Source organism: Allosalinactinospora lopnorensis, from assembly GCF_000981225.1.
In the GTDB taxonomy this organism is placed as follows: domain Bacteria; phylum Actinomycetota; class Actinomycetes; order Streptosporangiales; family Streptosporangiaceae; genus Allosalinactinospora; species Allosalinactinospora lopnorensis.
Window position 1 is genome coordinate 20,773 of sequence record NZ_LAJC01000039.1, and the last position, 18,110, is coordinate 38,882.

General features: G+C 66.7%; 13 protein-coding genes and 1 pseudogene. 12 read left to right on the forward strand and 2 right to left on the reverse strand.

Going from position 1 to position 18,110, the window contains the following annotated elements; genetic code table 11:
- The 9 genes and pseudogenes from VS93_RS15215 to VS93_RS15245 all read left to right on the forward strand — a co-directional run bounded on the left by VS93_RS15215 (position 1) and on the right by VS93_RS15245 (position 9,645).
- A complete protein-coding gene (locus tag VS93_RS15215; protein ID WP_046470587.1) occupies positions 1 to 948 on the forward strand; it encodes a phosphoribulokinase in 948 nt (315 codons plus the stop codon).
- A 914-nt stretch (positions 949 to 1,862) separates the two neighbouring features.
- Positions 1,863 to 3,302: a PucR family transcriptional regulator gene (locus VS93_RS15220; RefSeq protein ID WP_162231688.1), complete on the forward strand. Its 1,440-nt coding sequence runs from the start codon at positions 1,863 to 1,865 to the stop codon at positions 3,300 to 3,302.
- 219 nt (positions 3,303 to 3,521) lie between these two features.
- Positions 3,522 to 4,442 carry a helix-turn-helix domain-containing protein gene (locus VS93_RS15225; RefSeq protein WP_236700566.1) on the forward strand — a complete coding sequence of 307 codons (921 nt, stop codon included), beginning with the start codon at positions 3,522 to 3,524 and terminating at the stop codon, positions 4,440 to 4,442.
- A complete protein-coding gene (locus VS93_RS31760) occupies positions 4,421 to 4,747 on the forward strand; it encodes a hypothetical protein (protein ID WP_236700567.1) in 327 nt (108 codons plus the stop codon). Before VS93_RS15225 ends, VS93_RS31760 begins: the two co-directional genes overlap by 22 nt.
- Positions 4,748 to 5,264: 517 nt before the next feature.
- Positions 5,265 to 6,353: a DUF917 domain-containing protein gene (locus VS93_RS15230; RefSeq protein WP_046470589.1), complete on the forward strand. Its 1,089-nt coding sequence runs from the start codon at positions 5,265 to 5,267 to the stop codon at positions 6,351 to 6,353.
- Positions 6,350 to 6,817: an ATP-binding protein gene (locus tag VS93_RS15235; RefSeq protein ID WP_052745782.1), complete on the forward strand. Its 468-nt coding sequence runs from the start codon at positions 6,350 to 6,352 to the stop codon at positions 6,815 to 6,817. The genes VS93_RS15230 and VS93_RS15235 overlap by 4 nt, the downstream gene beginning before the upstream one ends.
- 142 nt (positions 6,818 to 6,959) lie before the next feature.
- Positions 6,960 to 7,384, forward strand: a pseudogene (locus tag VS93_RS33025) (S-methyl thiohydantoin desulfurase domain-containing protein); the annotation flags it as partial.
- 63 nt (positions 7,385 to 7,447) lie between these two features.
- On the forward strand, positions 7,448 to 8,050 hold the full coding sequence (locus tag VS93_RS33030; RefSeq protein WP_338022750.1) for a DUF917 domain-containing protein: 603 nt from the start codon (positions 7,448 to 7,450) through the stop codon (positions 8,048 to 8,050).
- Positions 8,047 to 9,645, forward strand: coding sequence for a hydantoinase/oxoprolinase family protein (locus tag VS93_RS15245; protein WP_236700568.1), 1,599 nt, complete (start codon positions 8,047 to 8,049; stop codon positions 9,643 to 9,645). The genes VS93_RS33030 and VS93_RS15245 overlap by 4 nt, the downstream gene beginning before the upstream one ends.
- Positions 9,646 to 10,073: 428 nt before the next feature.
- On the opposite strand, the gene VS93_RS15250 is transcribed toward VS93_RS15245, so the two are convergent.
- The gene (locus VS93_RS15250; RefSeq protein ID WP_201776655.1) at positions 10,074 to 11,327 is read right to left on the reverse strand and encodes a cytosine permease; all 1,254 of its coding nucleotides are present in this window, start codon (positions 11,325 to 11,327) and stop codon (positions 10,074 to 10,076) included.
- A gap of 1,447 nt (positions 11,328 to 12,774) precedes the next feature.
- Between VS93_RS15250 and VS93_RS27050 the strand changes: the two genes are divergently transcribed.
- The gene (locus tag VS93_RS27050; protein WP_082126912.1) at positions 12,775 to 13,839 is read left to right on the forward strand and encodes a DUF917 domain-containing protein; all 1,065 of its coding nucleotides are present in this window, start codon (positions 12,775 to 12,777) and stop codon (positions 13,837 to 13,839) included.
- 577 nt (positions 13,840 to 14,416) lie between these two features.
- On the opposite strand, the gene VS93_RS15260 is transcribed toward VS93_RS27050, so the two are convergent.
- Positions 14,417 to 14,728: a hypothetical protein gene (locus VS93_RS15260; protein ID WP_156184855.1), complete on the reverse strand. Its 312-nt coding sequence runs from the start codon at positions 14,726 to 14,728 to the stop codon at positions 14,417 to 14,419.
- Positions 14,729 to 15,494: 766 nt separating this feature from the next.
- Here VS93_RS15260 and VS93_RS15265 point away from each other — a divergent pair.
- Both VS93_RS15265 and VS93_RS15270 read left to right on the forward strand, forming a co-directional pair.
- On the forward strand, positions 15,495 to 16,772 hold the full coding sequence (locus VS93_RS15265; RefSeq protein ID WP_046470591.1) for a quaternary amine ABC transporter ATP-binding protein: 1,278 nt from the start codon (positions 15,495 to 15,497) through the stop codon (positions 16,770 to 16,772).
- Positions 16,769 to 18,019 (forward strand): ABC transporter permease, encoded by a 1,251-nt coding sequence (locus VS93_RS15270; RefSeq protein WP_046470592.1) that lies wholly within the window; start codon positions 16,769 to 16,771, stop codon positions 18,017 to 18,019. Before VS93_RS15265 ends, VS93_RS15270 begins: the two co-directional genes overlap by 4 nt.
- Positions 18,020 to 18,110 lie beyond the last annotated feature (91 nt).

An 18,110-nucleotide genomic window follows, 5' to 3' on the forward strand; every position in this document is an offset into this window, starting at 1 on the left:
ATGCCCGACAAGATGCTACGCATGCACCGCGCCGATATTCCGGGAGGCCGGAACCGCCGACCGGTCATGCTCGCGATCGCCGGTGACAGCGCCAGCGGGAAAACCACCCTCACCGCGGGGCTTGTCGGCGCTCTGGGGGCCGAACGCATCACCTCGATCTGCGTCGACGACTACCACCGCTTCGACCGCGCGGAGCGTGCGGAGCTCCCGTTCACACCGCTGCACCCGAAGTGCAACTACATCGACACCATGGAGCAGCACCTGCAGCTCCTCTCCCTGGGGCAGCCGATCCTGAAACCGGTCTACGACCACTCCACGGGAGCCCTGGCCCGGCCCGAGCTCATCGAGCCCCGCGACTTCGTCATCGTCGAAGGGCTGCTACCGCTGCACACGAAGCTGAGTCGCGCATGCTTCGACGCCACGGTCTACCTCGACCCTCCGGAGGAGATCCGCCGCGACTGGAAGGTGCGGCGCGACTCGACCAAGCGCGGCTACCAGCCCGAACAGGTGCTCGCCGAGCTGGAGAAGCGTGAACCGGAGTCGGCGGAGTTCATCCGGCCGCAGCGGAAGTACGCCGACATCGTCGTGCGGTTCGCCCCTGTCGCCGAGCGCCAGGATCCGCCGACCACACCGCTGTCGGCCGAGCTCACACTGCGCCCGATGATCCCCCACCCCGACCTCACGCGCATACCGGAATGGGTCGACCAGCAGACGATCCATCTCAAACTCGTCCGGGAGGCGGACGGGCGGCCGGTGGACATGCTGCACGTGCACGGCTACGCGCCGCGCGAGCAGAGCCGGGTGGTGGAGAAGGCGATCTGGTCCCAGCTCGGCATCGACGCCGAACTCCCGAACGCGCTGGGGTCCCTCGGTGAGGAGGGACGCAGCGAACCGCTGGCCATCACGCAACTGCTGCTGCTCTACCACCTTCTCGCGGCCGCGCGTTAGCCGGAGAGCCCGTCCCCGGCTGCGGGCGGCATCCGCGCAGCCGGGGCAGGTGGCCCTCCATGACGTTCCTGACCACCGCAGCGGAGAAGACGGCGCTGCCCGCGGACAGCAGCCGCACCGCATGGACCAGTCGGTCGGGATCGGTGTCCTTGAGCAGGTAGCCTGCTGCCCTTCGCGTAGTGCTGCGGTGATGTACTCGTCGTTGTCGAAGGTCGTCAGCACGGCTCGCCACGACATCGGCGTCCGGGCTCGATCCGGGGATCATGCTCGGTCCGGTCTGCATCAGCGTCTCGTCGTCGATGGGACGCCCCTGCTCCGTTCCGCCCGCTCACCCCGCATGCGCGCTTCGCGCCCTGAGCGTACGGCCACGCCGATGCCCCGCTCGCCGATAGGGCAACTCAGCCGTGCTACGGACAGGCCAGTCGGTCTCAACGCGCGGGCCCACCGCCATGGACACCACGTTTCCGCCCCGGCGGCTGGCCTGCCCCCACCCCCGCGCCCCTCGACCATTCCCTCGGATCCCGCCGGAAGATAGGTAGAACACTGTTCGGGCAAGTCTTCCTATGGCTGAGGGAAGGGATCTGATACCGCTGCTGGAGGCGACGAAAAAGCGCGGTCCGGACGGCCGCGGCTTTCGGAGCACCCTCGTGGCGCCCGACGGGCCTCCGGGAGAACTGTTCCTACGACCGGAAGACCGTTCCGGCCGGGAGAGAAATCACTCGGGAGACGTTTATATAGCTCGCCGAAAAATACATATGTGTCTATAGGAACAGAAACACAGTACGTTCTCCTCCTGCTGTCGGTGTGGTGCAGACTTACTGTTTATGGCGAACCTTCCGGAGCTTCTGTCGAGTCCTGGCCTTGAGGTTATATCGCTGGTCACGGGACACGACACGCGGCGGGTCGTGTCCCGTGTGGCTGTGCTGGATGACGCCAAGCGGCTGCCCATGGTGCCGAGGGACAGCCTGGTCCTCCTCACACCGGTACTCGCCGATGAGGCCTACGGCTACCAGCTCGACATCTGGTGCCGTACCGCGGCTGAGCGCGGCGCCTCCATCGTGCTCTTCAGCGGACTGCAGCCCGAGGACATACCGCGCAGCAGCGTCCGGGTCGCCAAGCGTTCCCGGATGGCGCTGGGGTGCGTACCCGCTGATATCTCTCTCGGAGGTCTGATCGTCGACATCGGACGGGCGATGGATGCCGGGGCCGCCGAGGCCCTGAGCCGGGCCGTGCATACCGCGGACGTGCTCGCCAACGCGGTCGACGAAGCGCCGAGCGGCGGGGTCGCAACCGCTCGACTGTGCGAACTGGCCTCCGCAGCCAGCGGGCAGGCAATCGCGGCGCGCCAGCCCGAACCGGGCGAGCTGAGCGCCCCCGTGAGGGTGGACGGCATCGAAGTCGACCACGTGACGGCGGCCCCCCACCCATCCACCATGGCGGACCAGCTCGCCCGGCTGGTCATCCGCCTGACAGCGGAGTCCGCCTCTCGGGCCGTGGCCTACAGCCGCAGGGCCTCGGAACTCCCCATCCGTTCACAGACACAGCTGCTCGGTGAGATCCTGGTGGCCGGGCCACAGTATCTGGCCGAGCTCCTGCCCCGTGCACGCTCGCTCGGCTTGGGAGTCGATGCCTGGCACGCCACCGTAATCGTCGAGGTCGACACCACCGATCTCGACGCGGTCACCGGTGCGGCATTCCTGGAGACCCTTGGCGCCATCGTCATGCAGGCTGTGGGGCGCGCGGGCCGCAGCACCGGTCTGGGAGAGGGAACGGGCTGGCACCTGGCCTACGCCGACCACGCGCCGGTCCTGATCCGCACGTGGAAGCGGGAGCCCGCGGATCGGGACGTTGAGGCGCTGCGCACCGCCGCGGCAACGGTCCATGGTGAGCTGCGGCGGCGCTGGCCGGACCGCCACATCCGCTGCGGCGTGGGCGGAGTCCACGAAAGCGTCGAGGGCCTGCGCTCCTCATGGGCCGAGGCCCGATCGACGCTCATCACCGGAAACAGCTTCGCCTCCAACCAGTCCTCGCCAGTCGTCCTCTTCGACGACCTGGGCCTGCACCGCACGCTGGTGGAGTGGTACACCACCCAGACAGCACGCGCGGCAGTGCGCGACCTGCTGGCCCCCCTGGAACAGGAGGGCCCGGACAAAGCCTCGATGATGATCCACACACTGCGTGTCTACCTGGACAACCAGGGCGCTGTGGCACCCACGGCCACGGCGCTGAACCTGCACCGCAACGCGGTGTCCTACCGGATCAAACGCATCCTCTCGCTGCTGGACGCCGACCTGGACGACCCCAACCAGCGCCTGGCCGTCCACCTCGCATGCCGGGCCTGGAAACTGTGCTGAAGTTCGCCCGCCCTTTCCCGACGTCCCGCTGGTCGCGTCGGTGATTGTGCCGGATGCACAAAGGCACCGGTCAGCTCGATGCGGCGTGACCGTACCTTAGAGCGGCCCCTCTTCCTAGGCTCTGTTCGTAGGTCCACGTCCTCGCGCCGTGGGCGCGTTCGGACACATCCGAACCGCACAGATTCAGCGGCCTCGCCGCAGCTACGGGGAGAGAGCAGCATGTCCGGTAATGGTCTTCAGCGGAGCTCACTGACCTTTGGTCAGCGCGTCCGGCGGTTGCGCGAGCGCAATGGCCAAACCCGGGCAACCGTGGGCAACCTGGTCGGACGCTCGGCGGAGTGGGTCAAGGCGATCGAGGCAGGGCGGCTGAAGATGCCCCGCCTCCCGCTGCTCCTGCAACTGGCCAGCGTGCTCGGAGTCAACGACCTCGGCGAGTTGACCGGTGAAAGCGGACTCTCCGTACCCACCCGCATCAGTCCACCTCACGCGGCTGTTTTCACGGTCGCCGAATCGCTGACCGCCTACCCGCTCGACCAGGCGAGCACCAGCGAGGGCGGGACGGATGACCTGTGCGAGCGCGTCCGGCAGGCGTGGCGGCTATGGCACCACAGCCCCAACCAGCGGACCCGCATCGCCACCGTACTTCCCGCCCTGCTGTCCGACTTGAGGCGCGCGTCCCGCGTCCGCGACCATGCCGACCAGCGCCATGTTCTCTCCGCGCTCGCGCAGACCTACCACCTGACCCAGCTCTACCTGAGCTTCCAGCCGGTGCCCGGGCTCGTCATGCTGGCGGGCGACCGCGCTATGCAGGCCGCACAAGACGCCGACGACCCCCATGCCATCGCCGTCGCCGCCTGGTACATGAGCCACGTCCTTCGCGACAGCGGCCAGCGCCACGAGGCCCGGCTCGATCTGACCACGCGCGCCGCCGCCCTCCTGCGGCCAGAATCGGGGGCCGAGGACCTCGCCCGCTGGGGGCTGCTGCAACTGGCGGCGGCGCTCTCCTTCGCACGGGAAGGGCTATCGGAGCCCGCATGGCGCTATTGGGAACGAGCCAATCGGGCTGCGCGGGCGCTGGGTGCCTCCTACGTCCACCCGTTCCTGATCTTCGGCCAGGCATGGTGGACGCCTACGCGGTAACGATCCACACCGACCTTATGCGCGCCGACGAGGCCGTGGCCGCCGCCAACCGTATCGAGCCCGCCTCGATCCCCTCGGCCACACGCCGCAGCTTCCACCTGATCGAGGCCGCCCGCGCGCACAGCCTGCGCCGCGACAACGTGGCCGTCGTGTACCTGCTCAACCGGTCCTACACCGAATCCCCGGAAACAACACGGTTCAACGTGTTCGCGCACTCCACGGTGTCGGAGCTGACCGCCTCGGGAAGCGCGGTCCTGCGGGAAGACACCCGACGCCTCGCCCAGGACCTCGGAGTCGTCGTATAAGGCGGAACTGTTCCCACCGGACACCCGTGAGCTTTACGGGAGGGGCACACGTATCCCCACCGCAGGTATAAAACGTACCCATGGAACGGGGGTAATGGTTAGCCCGCCGGGAAGCCGGCTCCGCACATCACGACCCAGGCAAATTGCGCATTCCGGGCAGGGCGCTATTGGCGTTCAAGCCCACCGAATTTCCGGTCCACCCACGTATTCGATAACCGTTCCCCCTTCCATGAGAGACGGACCCGCTGATCAACACCGCTGTGGCCGGATCCGGCGAACCGGCCGGCTCGGGAGACGACAGCGGCGCCTCCACATCGCCCCCCGGGAAGCAACATTCACGCGGGCACAAAGCGCGATGCCCCCTTGCGCAGCCGCACCCCAAAGGGAGACCGCCGAGGAACCGATATCCGGCGTACCCATCGACAATCCCGCGTTGTGCGTCCCGCACAAGAATCAAAGGCAATACAGTGCACAGCGCCAATAACGCTTCCAGCGCACCGCCCTAAACTCAAGGCCCATGAGGCTGGACGAGACCACACTCCCCGTCTACGCGAAGGGCGCGGCGATCCTCGGCGCAGGGGGCGGGGGCAGCACACGCCCCGGACTCCTAGCGGCCCTCGAGACTGTGGAGGAGAAGGGGCCTGTCGAGGTGATCTCCCTCGACGACGTTCCGGACGACGAACTGATCGTCCCGGCGGGCCTGATGGGTTCACCCAATGTCAGTCAAGAGAAGCTCGGCAACCCCGAAATGGGCGCGTGGATGCGGGACATACTCGAACGCGAAACCGGGAAGCGAGTCTGTGCCTTCATGCCGGCCGAGATCGCCGGGCAGAACGCTCTCGCGCCGGTGATCTGGGGGGCGCATACCGGACTTCCCGTCGTCGACGCCGACGGAATGGGACGCGCGTTTCCCGAGGCGCAGATGTTCAGCATGAACGTCGCGGGCGTGTCGCCGTCTCCATCGGCGCTCATCGATGAGCGTGGACACAAGGTGATGCTCCGTAATCTGGACGCGCTGCGGCACGAGCGCTGCGCACGTTCCATGGTGGTCGCTTTCGGCGGTTCTGCCGGCAACGCGCTCTATGTCTGCACCGGTGCCCAGGCTCGGACGGCGGTGATCGCGGGCAGTGTCACGCGCGCACTGCGGATCGGACAGGTGCTGGCCGACGCACCTGCTGACCGCATCCGCGCACTGCTGGACCACCTGGGTGGCCAGGTCATCATCACCGGAAAGGTCAGTGACATCGAACGCCACACATCCGGTGGTTTCGTCCGCGGACACGCGCTCATCGATGGGGTCGGCGTCGACAGCGGCCGACTCGTCCGCATAGAGATCCAGAACGAGAACCTCATCGTACTGGAAGAAGGCGGGGTCCTGGTCTCGGTGCCCGACATCATCACCCTGCTCGACACCCAGACCGGAGACGTCATCTTCACCGAAACCATACGCTACGGCCAACGCGGCACCCTTGTAGCGTTTCCCTCCCCCGACATCTGGCGCACACCCGAGGGCTTGGCACTCGTAGCCCCGCGCGCGTTCGGCTACGACTTCGACTACGAGCCCCTGGAACTACTCACACTTTCCCGAAACGGTGAAGAACGATGATGTTCGAAACGGTCGACGGGCAGCGCAACGATGCCATCCTCCCAAACCGCGACCTTGTTGCCCCCCACACCGCCACCTTTCGTCTCACCCAGCAAGACCGTCCGCTCGACCGGCTGCCCAGCATCGCCCGCCGACTGGTCACGGAGCAGCTCCGCAAGTGGGGGACGGCGTTCTTGATCGATGACGCTCAGACAGTAACCAGCGAGTTGGTCACCAACGCCGTTCGACACGCCGTGTTGTACCCCTCTGACCAGGTCCTGCTAAGCCTACTCCCCGAACCGGGCTCGATATGGATCGGGATTGTCGACCCTTCCCCAGAGCCTCCCGGCCCCGGCGATTCGGACTCACTGACCGATAGTGGGCGCGGACTTTCCTTGATCGTGAATGAATTGACAGACGGGCAGTGGGGATGGGAGGCGCTCCCCAACGGCAAGATCGTGTGGGCCAGGCTCAGGCGCGAGTAAACGTGAAAACACTCAGCCCGAACGCTGGATCTTGTCGTCTGTGACAATCGCAGTACAGGTTGTGCTCGTTGCCCAAAAGTGCGCCAAATATCGTGCACTCGCCCCCATGACCAGCAATCGCTCCGCCTCTACACTTTGACCCGTGCTACTGGACGAAACGACACTTCCCGTCTATGCGAAAGGCGCGGCGATCCTCGGCGCAGGAGGCGGAGGCCACACGCACCCTGGACTGCTGGCCGCCCTCCAAGCCGTGCAGGACAAGGGCCCCGTCGAGGTGGTCTCCCTCGACGACCTCTCCGACGACGAACTGGTCGCCCCGCCGGGGGTCTGGGATCCCCTGACATCATGATGGAGAAACTTGGCAATCCCGAGCAGGGCGTATGGCTGCGGGAGATGATCGAGCGCGAGATCGGAAGGCCGGTCACCGCCCTGATGCCTGTCGAGATCGGCGGCTCCAATGCCCTGCTGTCGGTGATCTGGGCAGTCCACGCGGGACTCCCCGTCCTAGACGCTGACGGGATGGGGCGCGCCCTGCCCGAGGTTCAAATGGTCAGCATGAACGTCGCCGGCACTCCCGCCACGCCGGCGGTCGCGGTCGACGAACACGGCCGCGAACTCGTCTTCCAGGACATGGATGCCGTCTGGCTGGAACACGCCAGCCGCGCGGCGGTCGTGGCGTTGGGGGGTTTCTTCGCCCTGGTCGACTATGTCCTGACCGGAGCCCAAGCCAGACGCGCCGCGATCAAAGGCAGTGTCGCGCGTGCCCTACGGATCGGGCAGGTGTTGGCGGACGCGCCGAGAGACCGGATTCGTGCTCTGCTGGATCACCTGGACGGCCGTGTTGTGATCACCGGAAAGGTCAGCGACATCGAGCGCCAGACAACGGGCGGGCTCGTCCGCGGGCAGGCCCTAATCGACGGGGTCGGCGCCGACCGTGATCGACTCGTCCGCGTAGAGATCCAGAACGAGAATCTCGTCGCGCTGGAAGAAGGCCATGTCCTGGCCTCGGTGCCCGACATCATTACCCTCCTCGACACCCAGACCGGAGACGTCATCTTCACCGACACCGTGCGCTACGGCCAGCGCGTCACCCTGGTTGCCCTACCATCCCCCGACATCTGGCGCACACCCGAAGGCTTGGCGGTCGCAGGTCCGCGCGCGTTCGGCTACGACTTCGACTACGAGCCCCTGGAAGCATGCCTGCCATCGTCCGCCTCGGAGGTCGCACTGTGACGACCGGCATCCCCCAGCCCGCCAGCGCTCGACAGGATCTGCGTATCGGGATCGACGTCGGTGGCACCAACACCGACGCCGTCGCCCTCGACACCTCCTCGACGCCGGTGGCCAAGGCGAAGGTGGCCACGACCATCGACATCACCTCCGGTATCCGCCGGGCGCTAGGCGAAGTGCTGGCCAACCCCCGTGTCGATGCCACACGCGTCGGCCATATCATGCTCGGCACGACCCACGCGACCAACGCCGTGCTGCAGCGTCGCGACCTGCGCCGGGTCGCGGTGATCCGGATCGGGGCCCCCGCCTCGGTCGCGGTGCGGCCGATGTTCGGCTGGCCCGAAGACCTGCACCAGCACGTGTCGGTCGGGTCACGGATCGTGCGCGGCGGGGTCGAACTCAACGGAAGCGACGGCGTCCCCTTCGACGCCGATGAGGTCACCCGTTTCTGCGAGGAGATCGCCGGAAAGGCCGAGGCGGTGGCCATCTCCAGCGTCTTCGCCCCGGTTTCGCCCCGCCACGAGCTACTCGCCCGCGACATCGTCCGCCGAGAACTCGGCGACATCCCTCTCTCACTCTCCCACGAGATCGCCTCCCTGGGCCTGCTGGAGCGGGAGAACGCCACCATCATCAACGCGGCGCTGGGCCACGTGGCCCGGAAGATCGTGGCGGCCATCGAGGACGCACTGGCCAGCTTCGACCTCGACCACGTCGTTCCGTACTTCACACAGAACGACGGCACTCTCATGAGCCTGGACTTCACGGAGCGCACACCGGTGCTGACCATCGGCAGCGGGCCGGCCAACAGCCTTCGGGGCGCCGCCTTCCTGAGCGACCTGTCCGATGCCCTCGTCATCGATATCGGCGGCACCTCCACCGACGTCGGCGCGCTCGTTCAGTCCTTCCCACGCGAGTCGACGTTTGGTGTGGAGGTAGGCGGGGTCGCCACCAACTTCCGCATGCCCGACCTGGTGAGCATCGCGATTGGCGGCGGCACGATCGTGCGGCGCGCGGAGGATGGCACCGTCCAGCTCGGTCCGCAGAGTGTCGGCCACGACCTTTTGCACTGCGCGCTCACCTTCGGCGGTGACACCCCGACCCTGACCGATGCCGCCGCTGTTGAGGGGCGTGCCCGGATCGGCGACCGGATACCACCGGATACCTCGGCGTCCTTGCTGCGCGAGGCGCTGTCCCGCTCCGACCACGAACTCGCCGAGGCCGTGGATCGGGTCAAGGTCGCGCGTGGCGACGTCCCGCTCGTTGCTGTCGGTGGGGGCAGCGTCCTCCTGCCCGACGCTCTGCCCGGGGTCAGCAAGATCGTCCGGCCCGACGATTACGACGTGGCCAACGCCATCGGCGCTGCCATCGGCACGGTGAGCGGGCAGGTCGACCAGATTGTGGAGATTGGGGCCGGAACAGGAGGGCGAGCACGTGTCATAGAGGTAGCCCGGCAGGCCGCCATCGACAACGCGGTGGCCGCAGGGGCCGAGCCGTCCGCCGTCGAGATCGTGGACATCGACGAGATCCCGCTGACGTATCTCCGGGAGCCGGCCATTCGGCTGCGCGTGAAAGCCGCTGGCCCGCTGAGCAACGTGTGAACATCCAAGACCACGCAAGCGCAAGGTATCCCGGTCGAGGTGGCATGCGGGTGTGGATGCGCCCGTGTCGAGTTAGGACGACTGGCCGATCGCCGGTTCTGTCGCACCGAGCTCACCCGGTTGTGGGCAGGAATGTCACTGCGCACCCCACCCGCGAGGGCAAGATCTACCGTGCGGTGGTGCCCGATGTCTTCTTCCGCTGGGGATCGGCTGGTGTGATCATTCGCTTCGATCCGGGTGTGGCGGTTGCCGTGGGACGTAAGAGACCCGTGGCTCTCCTTAGATCGTGACTGCCGCTAAGCCACGGCCGATCGCGGAAAGCCACGGGTCGTGACTAACGATGGTTGCCGCATCAACTTCAGGCGGCAGCAGAGTTGGTTCTGCTTACGTCGAGTCGATGCGCATGGGTTTACTCCTCACGTTGCCGGTCATGTGATGGGATTCGACGTCGGTCCGGCCTGGTCTTCGAGAGGCGCCGGCGACGTAAGGCTGCCCCATTCGCCGCGCTGGAACGCCTTGGCGAGGACGAGTTGTAGGACGAAGGCCACGAGGAACGAGTCGATCGCGGAGACGGTCGTCAGTTGGAAGAGTCCCAGGCCCGGGAACTCGGGGGTAGTCATGAACGCCACAAGGCTTCCGCAGACCCAGGCTGTCCAGGAGACGTGGCGGATCGCGGGCACGCGGCTCAGGTTCTCGAAACGGTACACGCGCCGGTTGACGACGAAGTAGTCCGCGGCGAACACCCCGCCGATCGGTGGAACCAAGGCGCTCAGCGCGAGCAGGAACGGTTCGAGCTGTTGGAGGATGCCGACCATGGCCAGCAGCGTGCCGAGGACGCCGGCGACGGCGGTCAGCTTCCACTTCGGCCAGCGGCGGAAGACCAGTGAGAACGCGAGTGCGGCCGAGTAGAGGTTGTTGTCGTTGGTCGTCCACTGCGACAGGATCAGGACCAGGAACGCGACGACGCCCCAGCCGAGCGTCAGCATGATCTGCACGATCTCGGACTCTCCCGTCGCGTGGGCGAGGATCGCCCCGACGAACACGATGATGACGTTACCGACCTGGAAGCCCAGTACAGCGGCCAGCACCGCATGCGTCGAGTTGCGCGCGTACCGGGTGATGTCGGGGGCGACGACGGCACCCACCATGAACGATCCCGCGACGATGGAGATGGCGACGCCCATAGGCATCGGATCGCCAGGCACCGGGGCGGCGACCAGCTCGCCCCACGGGTTGTCCCGGAGCACCATGACCAGCGATGCGAACATGAGGATGACCAGTGCCGGCACCGCGATCAGGCTGAGTTTTTCTATGGCCCGGTAGCCGAAGATCGCGGTTGATGTCATGAGCAGCCCGCCGACAAACACCAGCAGGAGCACCGGGGGTTCGAACCCGCCGTGCTGGAACACCGTGAAGGCGGTCTCCCCGAACAGTCCCGTCTGCACACCGAACCAGCCGTAGCTGCCCAGCGCGAGGACGAGCGCTGTCAGGTAGGAGCCCTTCTCTCCGAACGCGAAGCGGGAGATCATCGCGGTGGACAGGTGCGTTCGCGCCCCTACCATCCCGGACAATACCGCGACGAACGTGAGCACGAGCGAACCCGCGAACACCGCGATGAACGCGTCGCGGATCGGCAACCCGCTCCCAACGGTGCCACCCAGGAGAAACGCGGCAATCGTCATCCCGACGCGACCCAGACGACCCCCATCTGCAGCCAGTTCTTGCGCATGTCATCGGGGACTGGCTCGCGCTCGTAGTCCTTGACGATGCTGACCTGGTCTTGGTTCTGCATGGCCTCACTCCCTGTGGAATTGTGGAACTAAGGAACCAGAACGGTTCTCGGCCAGGACGTCATTGATGCGGCTGTTCCAAAGAGCGCGGATCCACGAGTTCAAGCCCGTCCACGCAGCATCAGGCGTCCCTACGTGTGAACGCGACGCCCCAGCGTGGGAAAGCCGCTGGCCATGCCACACAGCCCCGCACCGATATCAATTGGAGGCGGGCACCAGTGCGGAGCGGATTTCGATGGCCATAGCCATCGATAACTACTGGCATCGGAACCTCTTGGGGGAAACAGCGGGGGAAGTGCTGCCAGCGCCACGGCTCTGGCATAAGGCGTGTCACGAGCACGGCCACGAGCCTACGGGGGCGGGGGCGCGCAGTGGGGTTTTTCGCAAAAAGGGGATGACAGGACGATCCCCCGCATAGCCAGCGCAGGTGCGGCGCCAGCAGCCAAGACGGGATGCACGTGCATTCGGGTGTGCACAAAGGACCGCTCCGGCGTTCGGCGAGCGCTCCCATGGCGCAGCCGATCGTGCCGATCAGCAACAGCAACAGCATTTCGCGCGGCCTGTTGAGTAATGTGCCACTGAGGTGAATCCAGCGAGTTTCACTCGACCTGTCTATGTCTGAAGCGGGCGAGAACGAGAGCGGCTTCGGCCTTCCTCGCCTGCTCCAGGATCTGGTGAAGGTCGGGACCCGGGGACGGAATCGAGCCTTCCACGGGAACCCGCGGGGCTTAGTCACCTCGCCTTCCGCCTGGGGCTTCACACCTATATCCTGGGAACAGGGTTTTCCCGACCTCCTGGTTCGCGTACTTCGCCGCGCATCGCCCGCTCCGGATTCTCCGGGATCACCTCACTATCACGCGTCCAGAGGAAAGCACACGTCAATACTGGGGGTACAAAATGCACCCTCGGCATGGAGCAGTGATCGTATCCATGGGATGATATGCCCCCGTATCGCACCCCGGAAAAATTGCGTGTTCCGGACCGGGCGCTATTGGTGTTCAAGCCAGCCGAATTTCCGGTCCATCCACGTATTCGACGATCGCGTTCCCCTTCCTTGGGAGACGGGCCCGCTGTTCAACGCCGCTGTGGCCGGATTCGGCGAACCGGCCGGCCCGGTAGACCGACAGCGCCGCCGCACCGCGTCCCGGGAGGCCACATTCACGCAGACACGAAGCGCGAAGCCTCTTTGCGAACCGCATCTCAAAGGGAGACCGCCGAGGAACCGATATCCGGCGCACCTATCGACAATCCCGCGTTGTGCACCCCGCACAAGAATCAAAGGCAATACAGTGCACAGCGCCAATAACGCTTCCACCGCACCGCCCTAAACTCAGGTCCCATGAAACTGGACGAGACCACACTCCCCGTCTACGCGAGGGGGACGGCGATCCTCGGCGCGGGCCGTGGAGGTCCTACCCGTACTGGGCTGCTTGCGGCCCTCCAAGCTGTGGAGGACAAGGGCCCCGTTGAGATGATCTCTCTTGAGGACGTGCCCCATGACGAACTGATCATCCCGGGTGGCAGGTTCGATTCGCCCGATGTTCTGCTGGAGAAGCAGCTCTGCGATTCCAGAGAGGGCATGTGGTTGCAGGAGATGATCGAGTGGGAAACCGGGAAACGGGTCTGCGCCCTCATGCCGGGAGAGGTGGGTGGGAGCAATGGTCTCGCACCGGTGAAATGGGCGGCGCACACCGGCCTTCCCATCGTCGACGCGAACGGAACGGGTCGTGCTCTACCCGAAGCGCAGATGATCAACATGCATGTCGCGAGGACTCCCGCGACCCGATCGGGCCTGATCGAGAAACGCGGGCTCAAGACGGTCCTGCGTAACATGGACGCCGTCCTGTTGGAACACGTCCCGCATCCGACGGACGCGGCGCGTGACTGCGCCACGAACATAACCGACCGTGTCTTCACCGGTGCCCAAGCAAGGGGCATCGCGACCCCCGGAAGTGTCTCGCGTGCCCTGCGGATCGGGCGGGCACTGGCCGAGGCGCCCGTCGACCGAGTCCACACCCTGCTGGACCATCTCGGTAGCCGTGTGCTGATGACCGGCAAGGTCAGCGGCATCGAGCACCGCACGAACGGTGGTTTCGGCCATGGGGAGGCCATGGTGGACAGCACGGGCATCGACCACGGCCGGCTCCGGCTCGTCCGCGTCGAAATCCGAAAAGAAAACCTCCTGGTGCTGCAGGAGGGCGGAGTCGTGACCTCGAAGCCCAGCATCATCACCCTCCTCGACGCCCAGACCGGAGACGTCACCTCCCCCGAGAACCTGTGCCACGGCCAGCGCAGCACCCTGGTGGTTTCTCCCGCCCCCGACATCTGGCCCACACCCGACGGTCTGGCGATCGCGAGTCCACGCACGTTCAGCTACGACTTCGACTACCAACCCCTGGAATAATCCTCACTCATCCGGAAACAGTGAAGAACGATGACGTCCGAAACGGTCGGCGGGCAGCGCACAGCTGCCGCCCCGCGTCACCACCTAGTCGCCCCCCTTCGCTGGGCTCTTTCGCCTCACCCAACCTGAGCGGCCGCTCGATCAGTTGCCCCACATCGCCCGCGGCCTGGTCGCCGAGCACACGCGCAGATGGGGGGTGGCATCCCTGCCGGAGGACGCCCAGACAGTGACGAGCGAACTGGTCACCAACGCTGTTCGCTATGCCGTGGCCTGCCCCTGCGACCGGATCCTCCTGCACCTACTGCCCACCGGGTTCGATATGGATCGGGGTCATCGACCCCTCCCCGGAGCTCCCCGGTCCATGTACCCCCGAACCGCTGTCCGAGAATGCCCGCAGGCTCCGCCAGGTCGTGGACCGGCTGACGCGCGGGCGGTGGGGATGCGAGCCGCTGCCCGGCGGCAAGATCGTGTGGGCCCGGCTCACGTGCCCACGCAACTGAACTCAGTGCTCCAGCCCTAAGGCTGCCCATGGCGAGCCCCTGCCGGACACGTCCGCGCACCGGCCGGGAGCCGGGATTCACCCCACCGACCCTGGCAGCCGGTGGTCATGCTCCGCGGCGGTCGGGGCCGTCGGCGGGGCCTCCTCCTCGGACCACACCAGTTCGAGACTCCAGCAGCGGCCCAGGGTCGCCAGTGCCATCTGAGGGGAGGAGAACAGGCCGCATGCGCCGCGTCTCCCCCGCGCGTAGACCACCGTCCTATCGGGGTAGCACAGCCCCACGAACATCGGTTGGTGAAGACCGCCTCCCGGCGCACGGCTCCACAGTGTGAACCGTTTCGGGGCGACGCGGTGCGGTAATTCCTCGAACCCAGCGTGCAGGAGCGACATCTCCCCACCTCTTGCCGGTCGGAAAGGCCCAATGGGCATGTCTCCATGCTGCGTCCCGGGCGCCGGCGTGGACAGAGAGAGGCCGCTACATGGCGGCCTGTAGCGTCTCCCGGTCACGGGGCGGCCCGGAAGGCCCCCGGACACGGGCCGGCAGTGGCGCTGCACCGTCTGAACACGACAAAAGCGACACGATTGTGTCACCGTTGGAGGCAACCACCCCGGGGCGCCATGACCGCCAGAGAATCCACGTGAATACTCTCCGTCACAAACGTTGCCCTCGGGGCGCCACGGCGGTTCTCTGTGTACCGCCCCCGGCACACAGGGTGGCGCCCTCGCCCGCTTTCCCCGGGCCGGATCGCGCTTTCCCCCGGAGCCGCATGGTGGACACACGGCAAAAACCGTTGTGTAGTAGAGCTGAGCTGGGCTGCTGCGTATTTCAACGATGCGCCATGCAGCGATCTATACTGTGACTGATGTCACACCTTCGGGCACCAGGGGGCACTCAGGCGATGTAGATCGGTTTTCATCCTTTCGGCGGGGCCCGACGCGTATTCCGCGACTACGCACCCCAAGGCAACTCCAGGTAGTGGCCTGAAACGATCTACCGACTCACAGAGGGGCCCGGAGGGCAGAAGGCATGGCCACTCCGCGAGATTCCGCGCCTCGATCGGGTGATCCCCTGGTCGCGGCCGTGGAGCAACGGGCAAGGCACCGCCGATCCAGGTGAGCCGCCGTACCCGGCGGCCGGAGGGGCAAAGAGGAGATCGTGCCAGCAGTACGCGCAGACAAGCTCTACAAGGTTTTCGGGAAACGTGCGGACCAGGCCGTCGAGCTGCTGAGCGACGGACGGCCCCGCGACCAGCTCCGGGAGCTGAACGTCACCGCGGCCGTGATCGACGTGTCCTTCGAGGTCGACGCCGGTGAGATCTTCGTCGTCATGGGGCTCTCGGGCTCCGGCAAGTCCACGCTGATCCGCATGCTCAACGGGCTGCTGGAACCCACCGCCGGGACTGTCGAGATCAACGGAACCGACATCACCACCCTCCCCTCGAATGAGCTGCGGCGGCTCCGCAGCCGGCACATCAGCATGGTCTTCCAACACTTCGCGCTGTTCCCGCACCGCACCGTGCTGGACAACGCCGCCTACGGTCTCGAGGTCCGCGGCGTCCCGCGCGCGGAGCGGCGGGAGAAGGCCCGCTACGCTCTCGACCTGGTCGGCCTGGAGGGCTGGGAGGACCACGTCCCAGAGCAGCTCTCCGGCGGCATGAAGCAGCGCGTGGGTCTGGCGCGCGCGCTGACCGCCGATACCGAGATCATCCTGATGGACGAGGCGTTCAGCGCGCTCGACCCGCTGATCCGGCGCGACATGCAGAGCCAGCTGCTGCAGCTCCAGGCCAGGCTGGGCAAGACGATCGTCTTCATCACCCATGACCTCAACGAGGCGATGCGGCTCGGCGACCGCATCTGCATGCTGCGCGACGGCCGCGTGGCGCAGATCGGCACTGCCGAGGAGATCCTCAACGCTCCGGCCAACGAATACGTCGCGCAGTTCATCGAGGACGTCGACCGCAGCCGCGTACTCAGGGCCTCCTCCGTCATGGAGCCGCCGACCGCGGTGCTCGGCCCCGCCCACGACCCGCGCGCCGCACTGCGCACCATGCGGGACAACCAGACCTCCTCGGCGTTCGTCGTGGGAAGCGACCAGACCTTCGTCGGTGTGGTCCGGGACGGCGCCATCGGCGAGGCCGGCCGCACCGGCGCCACCGATCTGACCGGTCTCGTCGACCCCGGCGTCGAACGGGTGCACCCCGACACCACCGTCGCCGAACTGTTCCACCGGTCCGCGGTGACCCCGCACCCGCTGCCCGTGGTGGATGACGCCGGCCACCTCGTCGGTGTCATTCCATGGACCGCGCTGCTGGCTGCCCTGGCCTCCGGCGACGGCGCCGGAAGCGGGATATCCGCCGGCTCACCGCCCGCGCGCGCCGAAGCCGGCGCGGGCGCGACGCAGCGGCCGGTCGAGAGCGAAGAGGGGGCGCGATGAGCGCGTACGGCTCGGGCTATGCCATCGACATCCCCCGGCTTCCGGTCGGCGCGATGTTCGAGAGCGTCATCAACTGGCTGCGGAACAACCTCGCCGCCCTGTTCGACATCATCGGCGACGTCATCGACAGCAGCGTGGCGGCGCTGTCGGGGTTCCTCACCGACCCTTCCGCCGCACAGCTCACCCTGATCGCCTGCCTGGTCATCGCCATCGGCCTCATCCGCCGCGGTCAGCTGCGGCTCGTCGGTGTCCTGGTGGCCGCGTACCTGGCGCTGGTCCTTCTCGAAGCCCTCACGGGCGCGGTCACGGTCGTCATCAGCTCGCTTCCGGGCGCGCTGTTCATCTGGGCGATGAACCTGTTCGGGGCCGCCTACGTCTACCCGCCGCTGGTCCTCGTCCTGCTGCTGCTCGCTGCCCTGCTCGTCACCAGCGCGGTGCGGACGGCGTCGCGGCACCAGTGGATCCTGGCGGCCGGGGTCACCGGTGCGTGGCTGCTCCTCCTCATCGGTGTGTACATCGTGGGCGTCCAGTTCGAGCTGTTCGCCGTGCTGATCTTCGCCTCGCTGGCGTGGTTCATCGCCGGGTGGCGGCTCGCCGTCTTCACCGTCCTTGGGTTCCTGCTGGTCATCAGCATGGAGCGGTGGGCCGAGGCCATGAGCACCCTGGCCCTGGTGCTCGTCGCCACCGGTGTCGCGGTGGTCTTCGCCATTCCGATCGGGGTCATCGCGGCGTACAGCGACCGGGTGAGCATGCTGTTGAAACCGGTCCTCGACTTCATGCAGACCATGCCGGCCTTCGTCTACCTCATCCCCGCGATCGCCTTCTTCGGTGTCGGCCAGGTCCCGGGGGTCATCGCGACCGTCGTGTTCGCGATGCCGCCGGGTGTCCGCCTCACCGAACTGGGGATCCGGCAGGTGGACAAGGAGCTCGTCGAGGCCGGCGAAGCGTTCGGGGCGCCCGACATCCAGGTCCTGCGAGGGATCCAGCTGCCATTGGCCCTGGCGACGATCATGGCCGGTATCAACCAGGTCATCATGCTCAGTCTGTCCATGGTGGTCATCGCCGGCATGGTCGGCGCCGGCGGCCTGGGCAACGTCGTCTACTCGGGTATCGCCCGCGCCGACATCGTGCTCGGGTTCGAGGGAGGTATAGCGGTGGTGATCGTGGCCATCTTCCTGGACCGGTTGACGGCGGCCGTTCCCCGGTTCTCGCCGGCGGCGCGGGCGAAACGGATGGCGCTCGGGTGATCTGGGCGGGCCGCGGGCCCCTCCGGTGCCGCGGCAGCACACATGAGAATGCGACGCCCCTCCGTCCCGTTCTCTTTCTCCACAACAGGCC